Annotated in this window: 14 protein-coding genes; 1 reads left to right on the forward strand and 13 read right to left on the reverse strand. The window is 58.5% G+C overall.

Annotation, left to right across the window (positions count from 1 at the left end; all coding sequences use genetic code 11):
* Window positions 1–822: 822 nt before the first annotated feature.
* A complete protein-coding gene (locus tag M0D64_RS33020; RefSeq protein WP_266260896.1) occupies window positions 823–1,719 on the reverse strand; it encodes a LysR family transcriptional regulator in 897 nt (298 codons plus the stop codon).
* A 113-nt stretch (window positions 1,720–1,832) separates the two neighbouring features.
* Here M0D64_RS33020 and M0D64_RS33025 point away from each other — a divergent pair, with 113 nt between their 5' ends.
* Window positions 1,833–3,254 carry an aldehyde dehydrogenase family protein gene (locus tag M0D64_RS33025; protein WP_266260897.1) on the forward strand — a complete coding sequence of 474 codons (1,422 nt, stop codon included), beginning with the start codon at window positions 1,833–1,835 and terminating at the stop codon, window positions 3,252–3,254.
* A 611-nt stretch (window positions 3,255–3,865) separates the two neighbouring features.
* Here the strand turns inward: M0D64_RS33025 and M0D64_RS33030 are convergent.
* The 12 genes from M0D64_RS33030 to M0D64_RS33085 all read right to left on the reverse strand — a co-directional run bounded on the left by M0D64_RS33030 (window position 3,866) and on the right by M0D64_RS33085 (window position 15,515).
* Window positions 3,866–4,543, reverse strand: coding sequence for an RraA family protein (locus tag M0D64_RS33030; protein ID WP_266260898.1), 678 nt, complete (start codon window positions 4,541–4,543; stop codon window positions 3,866–3,868).
* Window positions 4,540–5,202 (reverse strand): RraA family protein, encoded by a 663-nt coding sequence (locus M0D64_RS33035; protein ID WP_266260899.1) that lies wholly within the window; start codon window positions 5,200–5,202, stop codon window positions 4,540–4,542. Before M0D64_RS33035 ends, M0D64_RS33030 begins: the two co-directional genes overlap by 4 nt.
* A complete protein-coding gene (locus M0D64_RS33040) occupies window positions 5,199–5,876 on the reverse strand; it encodes an RraA family protein (RefSeq protein WP_266260900.1) in 678 nt (225 codons plus the stop codon). Before M0D64_RS33040 ends, M0D64_RS33035 begins: the two co-directional genes overlap by 4 nt.
* Complete coding sequence (locus M0D64_RS33045) at window positions 5,873–6,274, reverse strand: RidA family protein (protein ID WP_172178329.1); 402 nt, start codon at window positions 6,272–6,274, stop codon at window positions 5,873–5,875. Before M0D64_RS33045 ends, M0D64_RS33040 begins: the two co-directional genes overlap by 4 nt.
* Complete coding sequence (locus tag M0D64_RS33050) at window positions 6,265–7,227, reverse strand: protocatechuate 3,4-dioxygenase (RefSeq protein WP_266260901.1); 963 nt, start codon at window positions 7,225–7,227, stop codon at window positions 6,265–6,267. Before M0D64_RS33050 ends, M0D64_RS33045 begins: the two co-directional genes overlap by 10 nt.
* 67 nt (window positions 7,228–7,294) lie before the next feature.
* Entirely contained in the window at window positions 7,295–8,062 is a 768-nt protein-coding gene (locus M0D64_RS33055; RefSeq protein ID WP_266260902.1) for an SDR family NAD(P)-dependent oxidoreductase, read from the reverse strand.
* Entirely contained in the window at window positions 8,059–9,768 is a 1,710-nt protein-coding gene (locus M0D64_RS33060; protein ID WP_266260903.1) for an AMP-binding protein, read from the reverse strand. Before M0D64_RS33060 ends, M0D64_RS33055 begins: the two co-directional genes overlap by 4 nt.
* On the reverse strand, window positions 9,765–10,757 hold the full coding sequence (locus tag M0D64_RS33065) for an aldo/keto reductase (protein WP_266260904.1): 993 nt from the start codon (window positions 10,755–10,757) through the stop codon (window positions 9,765–9,767). The genes M0D64_RS33060 and M0D64_RS33065 overlap by 4 nt, the downstream gene beginning before the upstream one ends.
* Window positions 10,750–11,817 carry a medium chain dehydrogenase/reductase family protein gene (locus M0D64_RS33070; RefSeq protein WP_266260905.1) on the reverse strand — a complete coding sequence of 356 codons (1,068 nt, stop codon included), beginning with the start codon at window positions 11,815–11,817 and terminating at the stop codon, window positions 10,750–10,752. The genes M0D64_RS33065 and M0D64_RS33070 overlap by 8 nt, the downstream gene beginning before the upstream one ends.
* Window positions 11,817–13,109 carry a Rieske 2Fe-2S domain-containing protein gene (locus M0D64_RS33075; RefSeq protein WP_172178358.1) on the reverse strand — a complete coding sequence of 431 codons (1,293 nt, stop codon included), beginning with the start codon at window positions 13,107–13,109 and terminating at the stop codon, window positions 11,817–11,819. The genes M0D64_RS33070 and M0D64_RS33075 overlap by 1 nt, the downstream gene beginning before the upstream one ends.
* Window positions 13,110–13,178: 69 nt before the next feature.
* Window positions 13,179–14,168 (reverse strand): amidohydrolase family protein, encoded by a 990-nt coding sequence (locus tag M0D64_RS33080; RefSeq protein ID WP_266260906.1) that lies wholly within the window; start codon window positions 14,166–14,168, stop codon window positions 13,179–13,181.
* Window positions 14,169–14,792: 624 nt separating this feature from the next.
* Window positions 14,793–15,515 carry a TetR/AcrR family transcriptional regulator gene (locus tag M0D64_RS33085; protein WP_266260907.1) on the reverse strand — a complete coding sequence of 241 codons (723 nt, stop codon included), beginning with the start codon at window positions 15,513–15,515 and terminating at the stop codon, window positions 14,793–14,795.
* Between the last annotated feature and the right edge of the window lie 38 nt (window positions 15,516–15,553).

A 15,553-nucleotide genomic window follows, 5' to 3' on the forward strand; every position in this document is an offset into this window, starting at 1 on the left:
CCGCCGCATCCATTGGCCACACCAAATTCGCTTCCGTTACACAACTTCTGCAGTCCCGTACGTGCAGCGGCCGCATTCATTTCAACCGAGGGCTTCCAACGATCACCGCCCTCGGGTTCGCGCGTTTGGGGCCACCCACCGCTACCGCTCCCCTCTCCTGATAACCCCGATTATTAGGATTGAATTTGATTGAGCATCAGTGCGGCGATAACCCGCGTTATCGTGGCTTCAGGCCTTCAAATTACCCCGGCAGGCGACCAAAAAAATTGGATCATTTTACTTAAGTCAAGTTCTCGAATCCGAGTTGACCGGTGTCGTTCGATATACGCACTATTCGTTTCTCGTCTTCGGATTCGGCGGATTCCGATCAGATCCTGGCTACGTGAACAGGCCGACGAATCGTTTTTCACGCACAGAAATCGGAGAGTGGATCACCGTAGTGCGTCGTAGTCATCTACGGTGTTCGAGCGCGGGAGACGCTGGAACAGCCAGTTCAGTTAGGAATACGTATCGATTCCGTTGACCTTGCAGGTTTATGCCGAATCGAATAGAAAGTTCACGCTGGAGGCGTGACAGCCCAAGCGCTCGAAGAGCGCATTCTAGTTGTCGCGATCAGGCATAGTCCGTGCGTTAAAAGCAGAAGTTGACGGCCGATCTCCAATGACCCTCGCCGTTACCACACATCAAGCGTTGAATAATTCTGTACGTACAGATCTCTGCGGGGAGCGGGGAGCAATCCCCGTCGCTACCGCGACCGACCGGGCGTCGCCCTACTCCATTTCATGCCGGGTGGCGGGAAGAACGCGAACAATGCCAAGCGCACTATCGTTGGCCAAGTTCATGAATGAGATCAACAAAAGCGCGGAGTCCCCCTGGTAGCTGCCGCCCAGGGGGATAGTAGAGCGCCAGACCACGGTAGCTGGGCGTCCAGTCCTGCAGCACGCGCACAAGCCGTCCAGCCGCCAGGTCATCACGCACATACCAATCGGCCAGATAGGCCAGGCCGGTACCGGCCAAGGCGGCTTCACGCATGAGCCCCGGGTCGTCGAGCGTGAGTGGTCCGCTTACTTCGATATTCATTGGTTCGCCATGACGGGAAAACTCCCAGCGCGACGGCGCACCACTGGGAAACCTGGCCCGTACACAGGGGTGCCCGGCAAGCTCGGCCGGTGAAGTCGGGATCGGGAACCGTGAGAAGTGCTCAGGCGAACCCACCACCGCCATCCGGAGATCACCGTCGATCGGGATGCGGACCATGTTTTGCGGCACCGCCTCGCTCAGGCGAATCCCGGCATCGAAGCCCTCGGCCACGATGTCCACCATTTGCCCCTCGGTCACGATCTCCACCTTCATATCGGGGTAGCGGCTCAGGTACACCAGTACGATGGGCGCAAACACCATGCGGACTGCGCCCAGCGAGGCGTTGATGCGGAGCGTGCCAATAGGCGAAAGGCGATGGAGGGTAGTTTCCTCCATGGCGCCGCGAATCTCCGACAAGGCCGGCCTGATCCGGGCCACGAAGTGCTCGCCAGCCTCGGTCAGCGAGACACTACGCGTGGTCCGATGAAACAGGCGAACGCCGAGTCGCGTTTCCAGTCCCGCAACAGCGTTGCTCAAGGCCGTGGTCGAGATGCCGAGTTCATTCGCTGCGCGGCGAAAGCTCTGGTAGCGGGCAACAGCAAGTGCGGCCTCCAAGCCGACTAAGCCAGATTTCTGCATTATCCTGATTTTCGAACCAAAATATCAACATTTATCTATCTTATCAGAACAATTAGGACGGCATATGCTGCGTGCACCACCTCCGGATAGTCCGGGGAAACACAGGAGCGATCATGCAAACCATCCACCAGATCTACATCGACGGCACCTTCGTGACACCGCACGGCACCGAGACCGTTGAAATCATCAACCCGACCACCGAAAGGCCTCTCGCACGCGCGACCCTCGCCGATGCCCAGGACACGCGTCGCGCCATCGCTGCGGCAAAAAGGGCGTTGCCGGCATTTGCGCAAACAACAGTCGGCGAGCGCGTCACCATGCTGAAGCGGCTGCACGCTGCCGTCCTGGAATGCAGCGATGCACTGCGCGATGCGACGATTGAAGAATATGGCGCGCCTGTTTCACGGGCCACCTGGATCTCCCACTTCGCGGCGCAATCATTTCTTGACGCCGCAGTGACGCTGGAGGCCTATGACTTCACCCGCGTGATGGGTACCTCAACCGTAGTGATGGAACCTGTGGGCGTTGCTGCCCTCATCACTCCGTGGAACAGCACTGCCGGTTCGATCTGTAGCAAATTGGCGATGGCCATCGCCGCAGGTTGCACGTCCGTGATCAAGCCAAGCGAGCTGAGCCCAATACAAAACAGGATCGTGACGGAAGCAATTCATGCGGCAGGGTTGCCGGCAGGCATCGTCAATATCGTCACCGGACGCGGCGACGTCGTGGGCGCAGAATTGAGCACGCACCCGGATGTCGCCAAGATTTCCTTTACTGGCTCCACGGCGGTGGGCAAGATCATCCAGCGCGCGGCGACCGACACCATGAAGCGTGTCCACCTCGCCTTGGGCGGGAAATCCCCGTCCATCATCCTTGACGATGCGGACCTGACGAAGGCAGTTCCGCTCGCGCTCAATGCGGCGTTCATGAACAACGGGCAGGCATGCATCTCGGGGAGCCGATTGCTGGTACCTGAGCGGCGCTTGGCAGAAGCGATCACGGTGGTGAAAGAGACGGTGGCGCAGATGAAGGTGGGCGACCCGGCCGACCCAACGACCGTCATTGGACCCCTGGCCAATCGCAACCAGTACGAACGCATTCAGAACTACATCAGGCTCGGTCTCGCCGAGGGCGCTACGCTTATCACGGGTGGCGAGGGGCGTCCGGCGGGGCTAGAGCAAGGCTATTTCGTCAAGCCGACGGTATTTGCCGATGTGCGCAGCGAGATGACCATCGCACGTGAGGAAATCTTCGGCCCCGTTCTGTCCATCCTGACATATGGCAGCGAGGAGGAAGCGATCGACATGGCCAACGATACGGTGTTTGGCCTGCACGCCTACGTCATGTCGTCCGATCCGGCACGGGCAAAGGCCGTGGCGACAAGGCTGCAGGCCGGTCGAGTGATGATCAACACGCTACAGCACGATCCTTTGGCGCCGTTCGGCGGATTTAAGCAGTCGGGCGTCGGGCGCGAGTACGGCGTGCTTGGTCTGGAATCGTACCTGGAGGCGAAGACGTTGCTTGGGGTGTTGTGAAGCCATGGCGAAGAGCCGTGGCCGCGGGCGGCTTCACGCTCGCAAGGGGCCTCACTGCTGGCCGTCGAGATCGCAACCGTCGTCGGCTCTACCCGCCTCGAACGACGTGCCGGCAAAGGTGACGCCAGCGATGGCGGCATCGCTACGTTTGTCGAACGTCTAGCGCGATATGCCGCAGCGAGGTAAGCGCCCAGGCAAGTCATGTTGATCCCCGGAGCACAGCCCAGGATGCTCGTATCCATCAGTGGCCTAGCCGATCAGCGCCTCCGACACCTGCGCGTCCTAGCTGCGAGAGCTGCTGCGTTGATCCGCATCGACGCCGCCTGGCTGGCGACGACGCCACTGGACATGTGCGCCAGCACCGAGACGGCCCGGCCTCGCTGGTGCTGGTCTTCGGCAGTGCCAAGCCCCACCATGCCTACCTGTTCGCCAACCGAAGCGCCACGCGTATGAACGTGCTGGTGCGCGACGGCATCGGCCTGTAGTTGGCAGCGCGCCTCGCCGCTACTTCGACTCCGGGCACCGCTCTCCACGCGTCATAATGATTCAAGCCTCATTTAGCACCAGTCACGCCCACACGAAGCGGTTTAACCGTCATTTCGCGCTCCTCCTCAACGGTCTAGACCAAATACTTGCAAGGTCGACTCTCCAGCGCGCAGCCTCGTCAGAATTGCCCTCTCCGCCGCCTCACGTTTCTCGGCGGCGAGAAGCACCTCACCAATCCGCTCATTGGGGATAGAGACCACTCCGTCAATATCACCCACGATCAGGTCGCCAGGACTCACGAAGATGTCACCCATCAGCACAGGCTTGTTAAGCCATCCCGTCGCACCAAAATCTTTCCCGGTACCGCGAATGCATAAGCCTCTTGAGAAAACAAGAAACCCAACTTCCTCAAGCAGAGCGCCATCTCTCACGCCCGCATCTATGACCAGGCCGCCCAGTCGGGCGACCATTGCTGCAGTCGACATGACCTCGCCCCAATATCCTGCTTCATAGTGGCCGCTTGCATAGACGACCAGGATATCGCCCGGGCTGGCCGCCTTGATGGCTCGATGAATCCACAGATTGTCGTTCGGCGGGCAGTGCACAGTAAAAGCCGGCCCTGCCAGCCTGAAACTGGCGGCTGTCGGCTTGATCGACGACGGTAACGCCCCGATCCGGCCTCCAGCTTCGTGAAGTGTCGCCGAGCCGAGCCGAGCGGCTCGTTTGATCTGGTCTGCAGGTAGCGCTACCGTTTTGCGCACCGAGATTGACGTATCGACGACCGGATCGTGTTCGCCACTCATGCTGAGTCCTTCAAAGTTTGAAGGCGGTGGTACCCAAACCGACGGCGAGCCTCGTCTAGCCGAGTACCCTCTCGTGCGAGAGCGCGAATTGCGTCTTCGGCACGCGAAATCTCCTCAGCCGCATCAAGGATGGCGTCCTCATGGGCGCTGGGTAGGACCACTACACCGTCCGCATCGCCGCGCACGAGGTCACCTGGCGCGACGCGAACCGATCCAATTGAAACCACGACTCCAGTGGCCTCCACCTGCACACGATCCTTGCCAGTTCGCATCCAATGTCCGCGAGAAAACACCGGGTATCCGAGCTTGCGACAGAGCGCGACGTCGCGACAGATTCCGTCTATGACTGTTCCGGCAATCCCTCTACGATGAGCGATCTCCGTCAAGATGTCTCCCCACACTGTTACATCTTCACGGCCCCCGTTGTCGAGGACGACAACCGATCCGGGAGGAACGTCATCGATATAGTCGCCTACCGTACCAGCGGGCTTGGAGGCCGGCCCGTAAAGAAGCGTGAAGGCTCGTCCCGTCAACCGGAACTCGTCAGCACGAGCCTTGATCCAGGCACATTGCCCGTGGATTCCAAGGCGATCCAATGCATCGCTCAAAGTTGCGCAGTCGAGCGAGGCTGCACGTTCAACATTTCGGTCCTGATTCATCGCTTCAGCATCTCCTCGTAGTCGGCACCCATGACATGCGTAATCGACATCCCCTCCATCAAAGCCTTGCTCATGATGCTTTCGCGAGCTGCTATCCGTTCCGCGGTATCGAGGACAGCGGCGATGTGTGAGGCTGAAACGAACACGACGGCGGTTCCATCTGCAATCACGTAATCGCCCGTTTGCACAGTCGCGTCCGCGATCTGAACTGTTCCGCCCGTCTCTAGTTCCGCAACTCGGCCACGCGCTGTGAGGGCTGTCGAGCCACGCGCATAGATCGGGAATCCCAATCCACGCGCCTCGTCAACGTCACGCACTAGCCCGTCAGAGATAACACCTGCGATCCCGCGAACTTTTGCGCCAGTCGACAGAATTCCGCCCCAGGATCCAGCGACGATTCCGGTACGCTGTTCGACTACGATGACGTCTCCCTTCTGCGCCATTTCGATGGCCCGCGCACCGAGGTGCGGAGTGGGCGTTCCTCTGCTCGAAACCTCATCGGCCTTCACCAGTTTCACGGTCATAACGCGTCCGTATACTTTCGCCAGACACGATAGCGGTGAGAGTCCTGTGACTGTGCCTTTGAGAGAGAGCTTGTCCAGGCTGTCGGAAACGGCACAGGTGTCGAGCCGGCCAAGCCGCTCCAGGATCGTTGAATCGTTCACGTTGGTCATTTCAGTACGGCTATGATTTCAAGTTGAACAAGCATGCCGCCTCGGAGCGCGGACACGACTGTATGGCGAGCGGGACGGTCATGCGCATCAGGGAAAGCGCGCAGCCATTCTTCGTTAACAGCAGCGCGATATCCCTCCTCGCTAACGAGCACTCGGACATGGCCGACATCACCCAAATCGCCTCCAGCCTCTTTCAACAACCTTTCCATATTTGCGAAAGCGAATCGGACCTGCGCAGAGAGACCCTCGGCCAGACTACCAGTCGATGGGTCTACTCCCATGATTCCGGAGGAGAACAGCATGTCTCCGACTCGAGTGCCAAAAGGAATCGGCACGGCATGCGAAATCCCTTCTAGATCAAAAGATTCGCGGTGTGGTCGGTCTGGGTTCATAGCCATTTTGCGAACGCCATGCCTACGCCGGTCCCAGCTTCCGAGCGATATCCGGGGATGTAGTCAACGAGCTTCATGCGCAATCCCTCGAGCGCCCCGCCCGCCGCAATCCAGTTCAGAACCTCCGAAGATCCGGACTGCAACTTACTTCTCGGGACTGAGGAGAGCGCCTCGCCATCGCCCTTGGCGAGCCCCTCCAGTATCTGGCGATCAAACTCGCTGTCGATAACGAAGTGACTGAGCCCACCAGAGGCAATCACCGCTACGCGTTCCGCGCCGGGCCACGATTCGATCGCCTTGCGGATTGCCTGTCCAAACGCGTAGCAACGCGCCGCAGTGGGTTGGTTCGGAGGAACGTAGGTGTTGATAAGCACGGGGATCATCGGGATGATCTTGTCCTCGCGCATGATGCGGCGACGCACGAACGTAAAGGCATGTCCCAGAGAGCGTTGTTCGTGCTGGCGTGAGTACTGAGCCACATCAAAGTTTTGCTCCATCAGATTTTTAATGATGTGGCGACCGAACTCCGGATGACCCGGATAGCCTTCCTGCCTCTCACCATGAAATGCCCACAACACTGACGCTCTGGAAGGAACGCTCATATCACCATGGATAAATTCCGGTCTGTCCCAGCTCTTGTCCCCCCAGAAGACTGAGAACGTCGGCATGCAGTCGTCGAGAAATAGTTCCTCCTGGTCATCACCGATCAACACGACGACGTCGGGGGCGACATCGTTGAGTGTCTGAGCGAGATCGGCGATTGCGCTCTGGACCGCGCTATGCTTTTTTTCCCAAACCTCTGGACTGAGTTCCTGGGCAATCCAGTCAGGCTTGCGCTTCAGGAGCTCTTCATAGGGTGTGCGATTCTGGTCAATCCGCGCCTGCTCGCTCCACCACTTCGGCTCCTGGCTAACTTGAGGACTGTGCGACATAGCCAGTCCCAGCACGATCTCGGCCATAAAACTCCTCATTCCTCGTTTGAAGATGCGCGCTGTGCGCATCAATGTGTACGCGTATTCGTAAAAGTCAGCTCGCGGTCCATCCGCCGTCCACCGGGAGAATCACGCCGGTTATGAAGCTCGCGCCCGGAGACGCCAGAAATAAAATCGGCGGACCTATCTCGTCTGGATGGGCGGCGCGACCGAGCGGCACCCTGTGCTGAATGAGCATGCGCCAGCGCTCGCTTACCTGGCTCTGTTGCGACATGTCTGTAGCAAATGGACCGGGTGCAACCGCATTGACGCGAATACCACGCGGCGCAAGTTCGACAGCAAGCGCTTTTGTTATCTGCACCACTGCGCCCTTGGAGGCCGCATATGCCGAGCGCTCGCTCATTCCGATCAGCCCTGCAGTGGATGCAACATTTACGATCGCACTGCCGGGTTTCATGTGCGCAACAGCGGCGCGACAAACCGACCATACGCCGTATGCGTTAGCACGCATGACCTGCTCGAAGTCGGCATCCGACGTGGCCTGCAACGTTCCACGAGCAATCGCGCCAGCAGAATTCACGAGAATATCGACGCTCCCGGCGTATCTGATCGTCGCTTCCACCACCTTGTCCGCAGTTCCCGGTTGCGACAAATCTCCGACGACGCAGGAAACCTTCGCACCAGCGCCTGCCAGAATTTCGGCCCGTTCCTCAAGCGATTGTTGGTTACGTGCTACCAACACCACATGAGCTCCTGCATCGGCCAAGGCGGCAGCTGCCGCTGCGCCCAGTCCTCTCGATCCCCCGGTCACAACGGCGACCCGTCCGGATAAATCAAATGGCACGCCTGCGCCATTGCTCATACCGCCTTCTCCCGCAGAACACGTCGTAGCACCTTGCCCGAATTGGTCTTAGGCAACTCGTCGAGGACCTCGATCAGGCGTGGCACCTTGTACGACGCCAGTCGCTCCCGGCAAAACAGCGTCAACTCCTCTTGCGTAATCGTCGCCGATGGACGCAAGACGACGAACGCTTTCGGTGCTTCGCCACGGTAACTATCAGGCACTCCTATCACCGCGGCCTCGCTAATCGCTGGATGCTCCAGCAACACGTCCTCGACCTCGCGTGGCCACACCTTGAAACCGGATGCGACGATCATGTCCTTTGACCGGTCTACGACATAAAACCAGCCTTCTGTGTCGGCACGCCCGATGTCCCCCGTGCGCAACCAGCCGTCTTCAAATGCAGCCGACGATGCGTCCGGTTTCCGCCAATACCCCGCGACGACCTGCGGACCCGAGGTCATCACCTCGCCAACATCTCCGCCGAAGGGCAACGTCGCACGCGACTGCAAATCGACTATCCGGCAACGTGTTCCGGGGACTGGTACACCTATCGACAGCGAGCCAGTCAATTCATCCACCGGAGCTCGGCGTCCCAAAGGCACCAAGTGCGAGGGCGACGTCGTCTCCGTCAGACCATAGGCGTTGTGGATATACACGCCCGTCGCTGCCTCCCATCGCTCAACGATCGCCGGCGCCACGGGTGCGCCCCCGCTAAACAACTTGCGAAAATGGGATAGGCGCGAGGGGTCGAACGCGGGCTGGTCAAGAAGCGCGATGTAAGCAGTAATGGCCGCCACCGTCGTCGTGCAGCGATGGCGCGCCAACAAATCGAGTACGGTGGCTGCTTCGAACCGATAGCACATGACTACGGCAGCTCCCGCGACCAACCCTGCCGCGATATGGGCGACCAACCCTGTTACGTGCGAAAAAGGCGCGGCCGCAAAGAGGACATCATCGGAGGTAAGTTCCAGCCATTGACGATAGACCTCCGCGCTGGACGCCACATTTGCGTGAGAGATGAGTGCAGCCTTGGGCTCACCCGTGGTTCCTGACGTGTATGTCAGGAAGGCGATATCACTCCGATCAATCGACCATCCAGACGATGTGCCTGGCTTGTCGAGAAGCGTCGACAGATGGCTCCATCCATCGGGCATCTCAATGTCCTCACTGACTTTCCCGAGAAGGGTGGGCGTGTCGCCCTCACGAAGAAACTCATTGGCAAACGAGACCGCGACGGAAAGGCTTCCTCCCCAGTCCAAAGTCGCACCATGAAGTGCCATGGCCTGCTCTGCCCCGACGATCGCAGCACACGGTTCAGCGTCGTGCAGATAGTGAACCAGTTCTCGCCGTTTGAGCATGGGATTGAGCGGCACAACGATTGCACCCAGACGCCAGACCGCCAGCACTCCGATTACCGTTGCCGGAGTGTTTTGATTCAAGATTACGACCCGGTCGCCTTTCTTTACCCGGTCGGCCCACGCTGTAACCAGGGCGTCGACCTTTTGGCCGAGCTGCCGGAAGCTAAGCGCGGTATCGAAATACCAGAGCGCGATCGCATCGGGGCGCGCCGCCACGTTGACCTCAAAAGCGTCAAGCGGCAATGCTGGCTCGATAGCGACGTCCGGGCCGATACCGGGGGCGTAGAGGCGGACCCACCGGCGATCGTCGGTTGACCCTTCATCACTCGAGACTCCATCGGAGAGGCGGATCTCAGACATAGTCATGCCATTTCATATAGTTCACGAAAACGGGCGGCGATCTGCTGGAGCCGTTCGAGCTCCAGGGGTCCCGCCTGTGCGGCAGCGATTGCTTCGTCGAGATGTGAACGCTCGGAGATACCCACTAGAACTGTGTCGATAATGGGTTCACTCAAGGCGAAACGCAGCGCGAGACGGGTCATTGACGCGCCTTCTGGCACGAAGGCGCGAAATGCATCCGCCTTCACGCGGTCCGCATCCACTTCGGCTCGAGACAGTGATGAATAGGACTTCGCAAAACGATGAAGCTCACCGCTTTCGCTAAGCGCACCCGCCGCGAGAACGCGAATACCGACCACGCCAACATCGCGGTTCGACGCCTTCGAGATCATCTCTCCGTAGTCCTGAGCCCGCCACGCTGCAACGGTCGGAACGACCGCGCTCGGGTTGATGAGGTTGTAGTAGGCTTGAAAAAGGTCGAAGCGGTCGGCTTCGATGACGTCAAGAATCGAGTCGGTATGACCTAGACCTGTGAAACCAATGGCACCGACGATGCCTCTGCGTTTCAATCCTTCCATGACGTCTGCTACCCCGCCGGGCTGCAATACGTCGTCTACGGAGAGAACACGACCAGCCAGATCCCGTTGACGTCCCACGCGACTATGCAGGTACAGGATGTCCAGGCGTTCTCGGTTCAGCCGTTCCTGGCTGCGCTGGACGGAACGGACGATTGCACCTTCCAGGTCATCAAGGTCGCCAGGGGCAATGTCGATCTTGGTACTGATGATCGGCGATGCGCCGAGGGTCTTGAGCGTTTTTCCCAGATTAACTTCCGAGTGGCCGCCGCCGTACGTCGGAGACGTGTCGAAGATATTAATCCCTTGCTCCAGCGCGCTGCCGATGACAGCGCACTGTTCGTGCTCGCTGCCGCGGACCATGAGCCCCGCGGTCCCGCCACAGCCGAATGAAATCTCAGAAACTTCAAACCCGGTACGTCCTAAACGGCGCTTACGCATCGACGTTGCTCCTTGACGAGGCTGCATCCTGAATGACGACATGAGCTCCACGAACTACACCACCATCGAGCAATCCTTTGAGAACAGCTTCTGCAGCCTCAAATCCGTGGACCTCCCCTGCAAATCCTCGAAGCCTCTTTCGCTCGGCCGAGACAATCTCTACCGCCTTTTTCAGAGACTGTGCCGAGGCACCACGTCCGCCTTTAAGGGTGAGTCCCTTGCGACGAATCGTCTCCGGCTCCATCCCAGACGGTTTAGTTGAAGTGCATGCCAATATCACTCGCCCAAGTTGACCAGCCATTTCAACCGAAGCCGCAACGTACTCCACCGGAGCCTCTGTCACGACCACGATCACGTCGTAGGGTCCTTCGATTTTCGGTGCAGCGGGAAAGCTGCGCACGTTGGCTCCCATTGCCCAACAGGTTTTGATCGCGTCTACACCACGTGAATCGCCGTACACAACGACTTTCGACGCTCCCGCGTGTAGAGCCACCAAAGCTGTTGCCGCGCCCATCCGACTCGTGCCGAGGATCGCCACTGATTCCCCTGCCTTGATCTCTGCGCCAAGGTGGAGCCATTCAACGCCCGAAGCTACGGGAAACGCGAAGGTCGCGAGCTCGATGGGCAAATCTTCAGGTATCGGGACAAGTACTGATTGTTCGTCGAGCGTCACAGTCTCCGCATATCCTCCCCAGTTACTGGAAGATGAGTCTTGAACAATGTGTCCATATCGCGGTGATTTGCAGAATCGCTTTTGATCGCGCAAACACCAATCGCACTTCCCGCAAGGCCGTGCGTCATCGATCATGACCCTTGCACCGAGCAACTCCTGTAGCGCACGCGGGGCGGTGGGCCCAACATCCTCGACGCGCCCCACGATCTCGTGCCCGAGTACCAAAGGCGTAGTCATCACCGGACCATATCCATGGAGTGTTTCGGCATCTCCGATACAAACAGCACTCCCTTCCACCCGGAGAACCGCTCCACTCTCACCCGCTGATACCACTGGGAGATCGCGCAACTCCAGCTTGCCGTCTCCGACGTGAACGAGGCCTCGCATCAAACAGCCTTTCCCAGTGACGCCGTTGCCGCGGCGCCGTAAAGCTTTTCCCACCAATCGTCGTCGCGATTGATCGTCGCCGCAGCGCTTCGTACCTGGCTGTAGTCGCTATTAAGTGCGGGAATTTCAGGCTCCTTGCCGTCTCTAATCTGACGAGCTGTTGCGAGGAGCATGCGTCGCATGTGAACAATTGCCTTGTCGGTCATCCCCAGATGCTCGATGGTGCGATCCTGGATGGGCCCCATCGACTCCTGCACAGCAATATCTTGCATGGTCGTGCCATACAGTCCGGTGTAGGTCTTTCCCGCCTTGATGCCTTCGCGATCCTGGAACCATCGGTTGTCGGCACGTCCTGGACGGCGATAGTCGGGCAGCAGATCCTCACCCATCCGCAAGCCGAGGAAAGTTTCATGCGCCTTCACTTCGACCGGCGAGAGTGGATGCTCGTTGTCGTACCAGACAAGGTACATTGCCGTGTTTTCGCTATCTAGCGGCACTGACGCTTGCATGTACACGGGAGGGATCATGCTGTAGAACGGCAAGGCATAAGCCGTAGCCCTCACGTATGCGAGTTTCTCCGGATCGGCCACTGCCTTGCGGATTGCGCCATAGATAAAGCCGAACTCGGTCTCTCTGACGTCGATCTCGGGTGAAGTATCGGTTGAAGGCCGCGAACGTCGGCCATCGCTGTGAACTTGATCCTGATCGTAATCGCCCGACGCACTTGTCTCTGCGCTATGCAGAAAATCACTGTGTGCCGAATCGAGTGAACCCTCGAGCGACTGCACAAAGTTGACGTTATAGAGCGTTTTTCTCACAACGTAATGAGTCGGCGGCAAGTCCATCCATGGAAAGCGTGGAAGTGGGGGTGGCTCTCCGGGTCCCAAGTAAGCCCACAACAGTCCGCCCGCTTCGACACACGGGTAGGTCGTGTTATTCACCCGTCCGCACATCCGGCTATCTTTCGGCTCGCCAGGCATTTCACATACATGGCCGGCCACATCAATCTTCCAGCCGTGATAAATGCAGCGCAGTCCGTCACCTTCATCACGCGCTAGCATGAGCGATACACCGCGATGGGGACACACCTCGGACATCAAACCTACCCGGCCTTCGGCATTTCGCCAAGCCACGAGTCGCTCACCCACCAGATTGACGCGAACCGGCCCTTCGCCGGGTGACGGAATCTCATCCAGCAAACATGCCGGCATCCAGAACCGCCGCAGGAAGATGCCCATGGGCTGGTCTCCCTCTACACGGCACATCAATTCATTGTCAGCCTTTGACAGCATGGGGTATCTCCATTGTTAGTCGAGCCGTCCCGCTCGATCTGCGGGACCGGTTGCGAGATCGTTCGCTCGCTAGTCTTTGAACGCGCGCGGGTAAACCTTTCGGCAGTTCCCTTCGAAAATCTTGTACTTATCCTCAGCCGTCAGCCATGGGACGGCTTCAATCGCAGGCTTTAGGTCGTCGAAGTCGCGCCCCGTATGCCTACACGCGATCGTGCCCGTCCCTGGTCGTTCCGTGCCAAAAAGGCAGTTGTCTACGCCAAGCACCCGGAATTGAAATTCCAGCGCCTCGGGCGAATAGTTGCAGGTGTCGTAATAGAGTTTGCGAACCTTCTCGTCGAACGTTTCACCGCCCCGTCGCTCGGCCCATGCGCGAAAGCGCCCCATTTGATACGGAATAGCCCCCCCGCCGTGCGCGACAACAATCTTCAATGTCGGGAAGTCTTCGAACACGCGGCTCTCCAGCAAGGAGATGATCGAAATACTCTCTTCGTTGATGAATTTCAGCGTGTAGGATTCTCGCGGATTGCAGCAACTCGCTGAGTGAATGAGCGCCGGCACATCGAGCTCGACAAGTTTTTCGTACAGGGGATACCAGAAGCGATCGCCAAGGCCGGGCGGCGCTGTTTCTTCACCTTCCGTGGGATCCGGATTCAACAGGCAGCCGACGAAGCCCAACTCCTTCACACATCGCTCCAGCTCGGCCAAGCAGTTTGCAGGGCTCTCCGCACGAAACTGCGGAAGGCCGGCGACTGCCCTGAAACGGTCCGGGTGCAACTGGCATTGGGCATGGATGGCATCATTGACTGCACGAGTCCACAACGCAGTTACTTTGGCCGGCTTGATCGAGTGCAGCATCATGTACGGGCGCGGAGAGAGAAACTGCACGTCAGTTCCCACGCCATCCATAATTTCGATCAGTCGATTCGAAACAGCATGCAGCGCCTCCTCCTTGATTCCGGAGAACGGCGCGGCCGGATTGGCACGGCTGGCTACCAGTTCGCTCATGTACCTATACAGTTCGTCGGTCATAACAACATGGGCGTGACTGTCGATGATCATGCGATAGCTCCGAAGCTGCGATTCGTTCATTGGACCATGAAACCATTCGGAATCCGTTACCCTTTATGGGATTTACGTTCCATGTAGAAACAATATAACCTTGTCCGTGAGGCGTCAAGCAACTTTTGTCGGCAATCGTTGGATTCACTGTCGGGAATGCGTCTATGCGTGCCAGAGCCGAGCGCCCGAGGCGCTCATACACCGGTGCTACCAAACTCAACTTGGTACTGACAGGGGAGAGGGGGAGGTAAAGGCGCGGACGGTGGTGTCCGTTATCAGACCAACGCGGCGAACGACGGCGGCACCGTGTTCACGATGAATTCGAACGGCTACTACAGTTCGAACAAGCTCGGCTTTCCCGGCAATGAAGATCTCGGTGATGGCTGGACGGGTACCCGATCTACGAAATGATCACCGAGTACAACACTCCGACGAATAGCACTTCAGCACGAGTCGCAGCGCGTATTTCGATAACACGCGCGCGGACAAAATGAACGCGGATACGTCCGCGTCCGTGGGCGCCTGTCCTCGGTCCTGTTCAAGGATTTCCCGACATCGCGTTTCGTCATTCCGCTTGGGGGCGGTGTAGTGTCGTATTACTGACGACGTTCATGCGGCATTTCATCACCGTTGAGCCGGCTTCCGAGGCGCCGGCTTCCGAGACACCGTCTTCCGAACGATTTGCTTGATGGCGCGGGGTTCATCTTCGCTTTTGGCAGATTTTGACCCACCGGCTTGGTCCAGTTCGGCCAACGCAGCCTTAAGAATGGCGAGAGCCCCCCAGATCTTGATTTCCCGAGCCTTTTCTGTGGAGAGAAAGCAGACGTCATGCAATACAACGACCGACTCGATACCGATAAACAGGCTGAGCGCCCCGATTAACTTCTCGTATCGCTTCGTACCAAGCTGAGTACGCAGCATACCGATTGCCGACTCAAGCACTTCCTTCCGTGCCCCTCTACGATGCGGGAGCAACTCGTCATCTGAGCCCTCATTGTTCAACGAGAGCTTCAGCATCGTGCGATAAAGGTAATTGTGGTCGGTAATCGTAATGTCACTGGCCTCAACCACCGAGCGGAGACGATCTTCGACCGTTTGCTTGCTCTCGAGCGCCGCGTCAATACTTCGTTTCTCAACCTCCGTTGACGCGTAGAGCGTGGCGTGCACCACGAGCGTCTCGACCGACGGAAAGTAGCGATACGCTGTCGTGCGACCCACTCTAGCGCTATCTGCCACCTCGGCAACGGTGAAGGTTTTCCCCTCACGTACAAATTGTGCGGCGCATTCGACTAGTGCCATATGCGTGCGCATTTTCTGATTGCTTCGCCCACCAACAAGGTTCGACATGATTCTCCAATCGGGCGTGGCCCGCCGACAAGGACGTC

Origin of the sequence: Paraburkholderia sp. WS6 (assembly GCF_030464835.1) — a bacterium.
In the GTDB taxonomy this organism is placed as follows: Bacteria; Pseudomonadota; Gammaproteobacteria; order Burkholderiales; family Burkholderiaceae; genus Paraburkholderia; species Paraburkholderia madseniana.

Excerpts from the sequence above, each read along its gene's own strand:
- M0D64_RS33020 (WP_266260896.1), bottom strand. The coding sequence starts at position 1,719 with ATGCAGAAATCTGGCTTAGTCGGCTTGGAGGCCGCACTTGCTGTTGCC.
- M0D64_RS33025 (WP_266260897.1), top strand. The coding sequence starts at position 1,833 with ATGCAAACCATCCACCAGATCTACATCGACGGCACCTTCGTGACACCG.
- M0D64_RS33030 (WP_266260898.1), bottom strand. The coding sequence starts at position 4,543 with ATGAGTGGCGAACACGATCCGGTCGTCGATACGTCAATCTCGGTGCGC.
- M0D64_RS33035 (WP_266260899.1), bottom strand. The coding sequence starts at position 5,202 with ATGAATCAGGACCGAAATGTTGAACGTGCAGCCTCGCTCGACTGCGCA.
- M0D64_RS33040 (WP_266260900.1), bottom strand. The coding sequence starts at position 5,876 with ATGACCAACGTGAACGATTCAACGATCCTGGAGCGGCTTGGCCGGCTC.
- M0D64_RS33045 (WP_172178329.1), bottom strand. The coding sequence starts at position 6,274 with ATGGCTATGAACCCAGACCGACCACACCGCGAATCTTTTGATCTAGAA.
- M0D64_RS33050 (WP_266260901.1), bottom strand. The coding sequence starts at position 7,227 with ATGGCCGAGATCGTGCTGGGACTGGCTATGTCGCACAGTCCTCAAGTT.
- M0D64_RS33055 (WP_266260902.1), bottom strand. The coding sequence starts at position 8,062 with ATGAGCAATGGCGCAGGCGTGCCATTTGATTTATCCGGACGGGTCGCC.
- M0D64_RS33060 (WP_266260903.1), bottom strand. The coding sequence starts at position 9,768 with ATGACTATGTCTGAGATCCGCCTCTCCGATGGAGTCTCGAGTGATGAA.
- M0D64_RS33065 (WP_266260904.1), bottom strand. The coding sequence starts at position 10,757 with ATGCGTAAGCGCCGTTTAGGACGTACCGGGTTTGAAGTTTCTGAGATT.
- M0D64_RS33070 (WP_266260905.1), bottom strand. The coding sequence starts at position 11,817 with ATGCGAGGCCTCGTTCACGTCGGAGACGGCAAGCTGGAGTTGCGCGAT.
- M0D64_RS33075 (WP_172178358.1), bottom strand. The coding sequence starts at position 13,109 with ATGCTGTCAAAGGCTGACAATGAATTGATGTGCCGTGTAGAGGGAGAC.
- M0D64_RS33080 (WP_266260906.1), bottom strand. The coding sequence starts at position 14,168 with ATGATCATCGACAGTCACGCCCATGTTGTTATGACCGACGAACTGTAT.
- M0D64_RS33085 (WP_266260907.1), bottom strand. The coding sequence starts at position 15,515 with ATGTCGAACCTTGTTGGTGGGCGAAGCAATCAGAAAATGCGCACGCAT.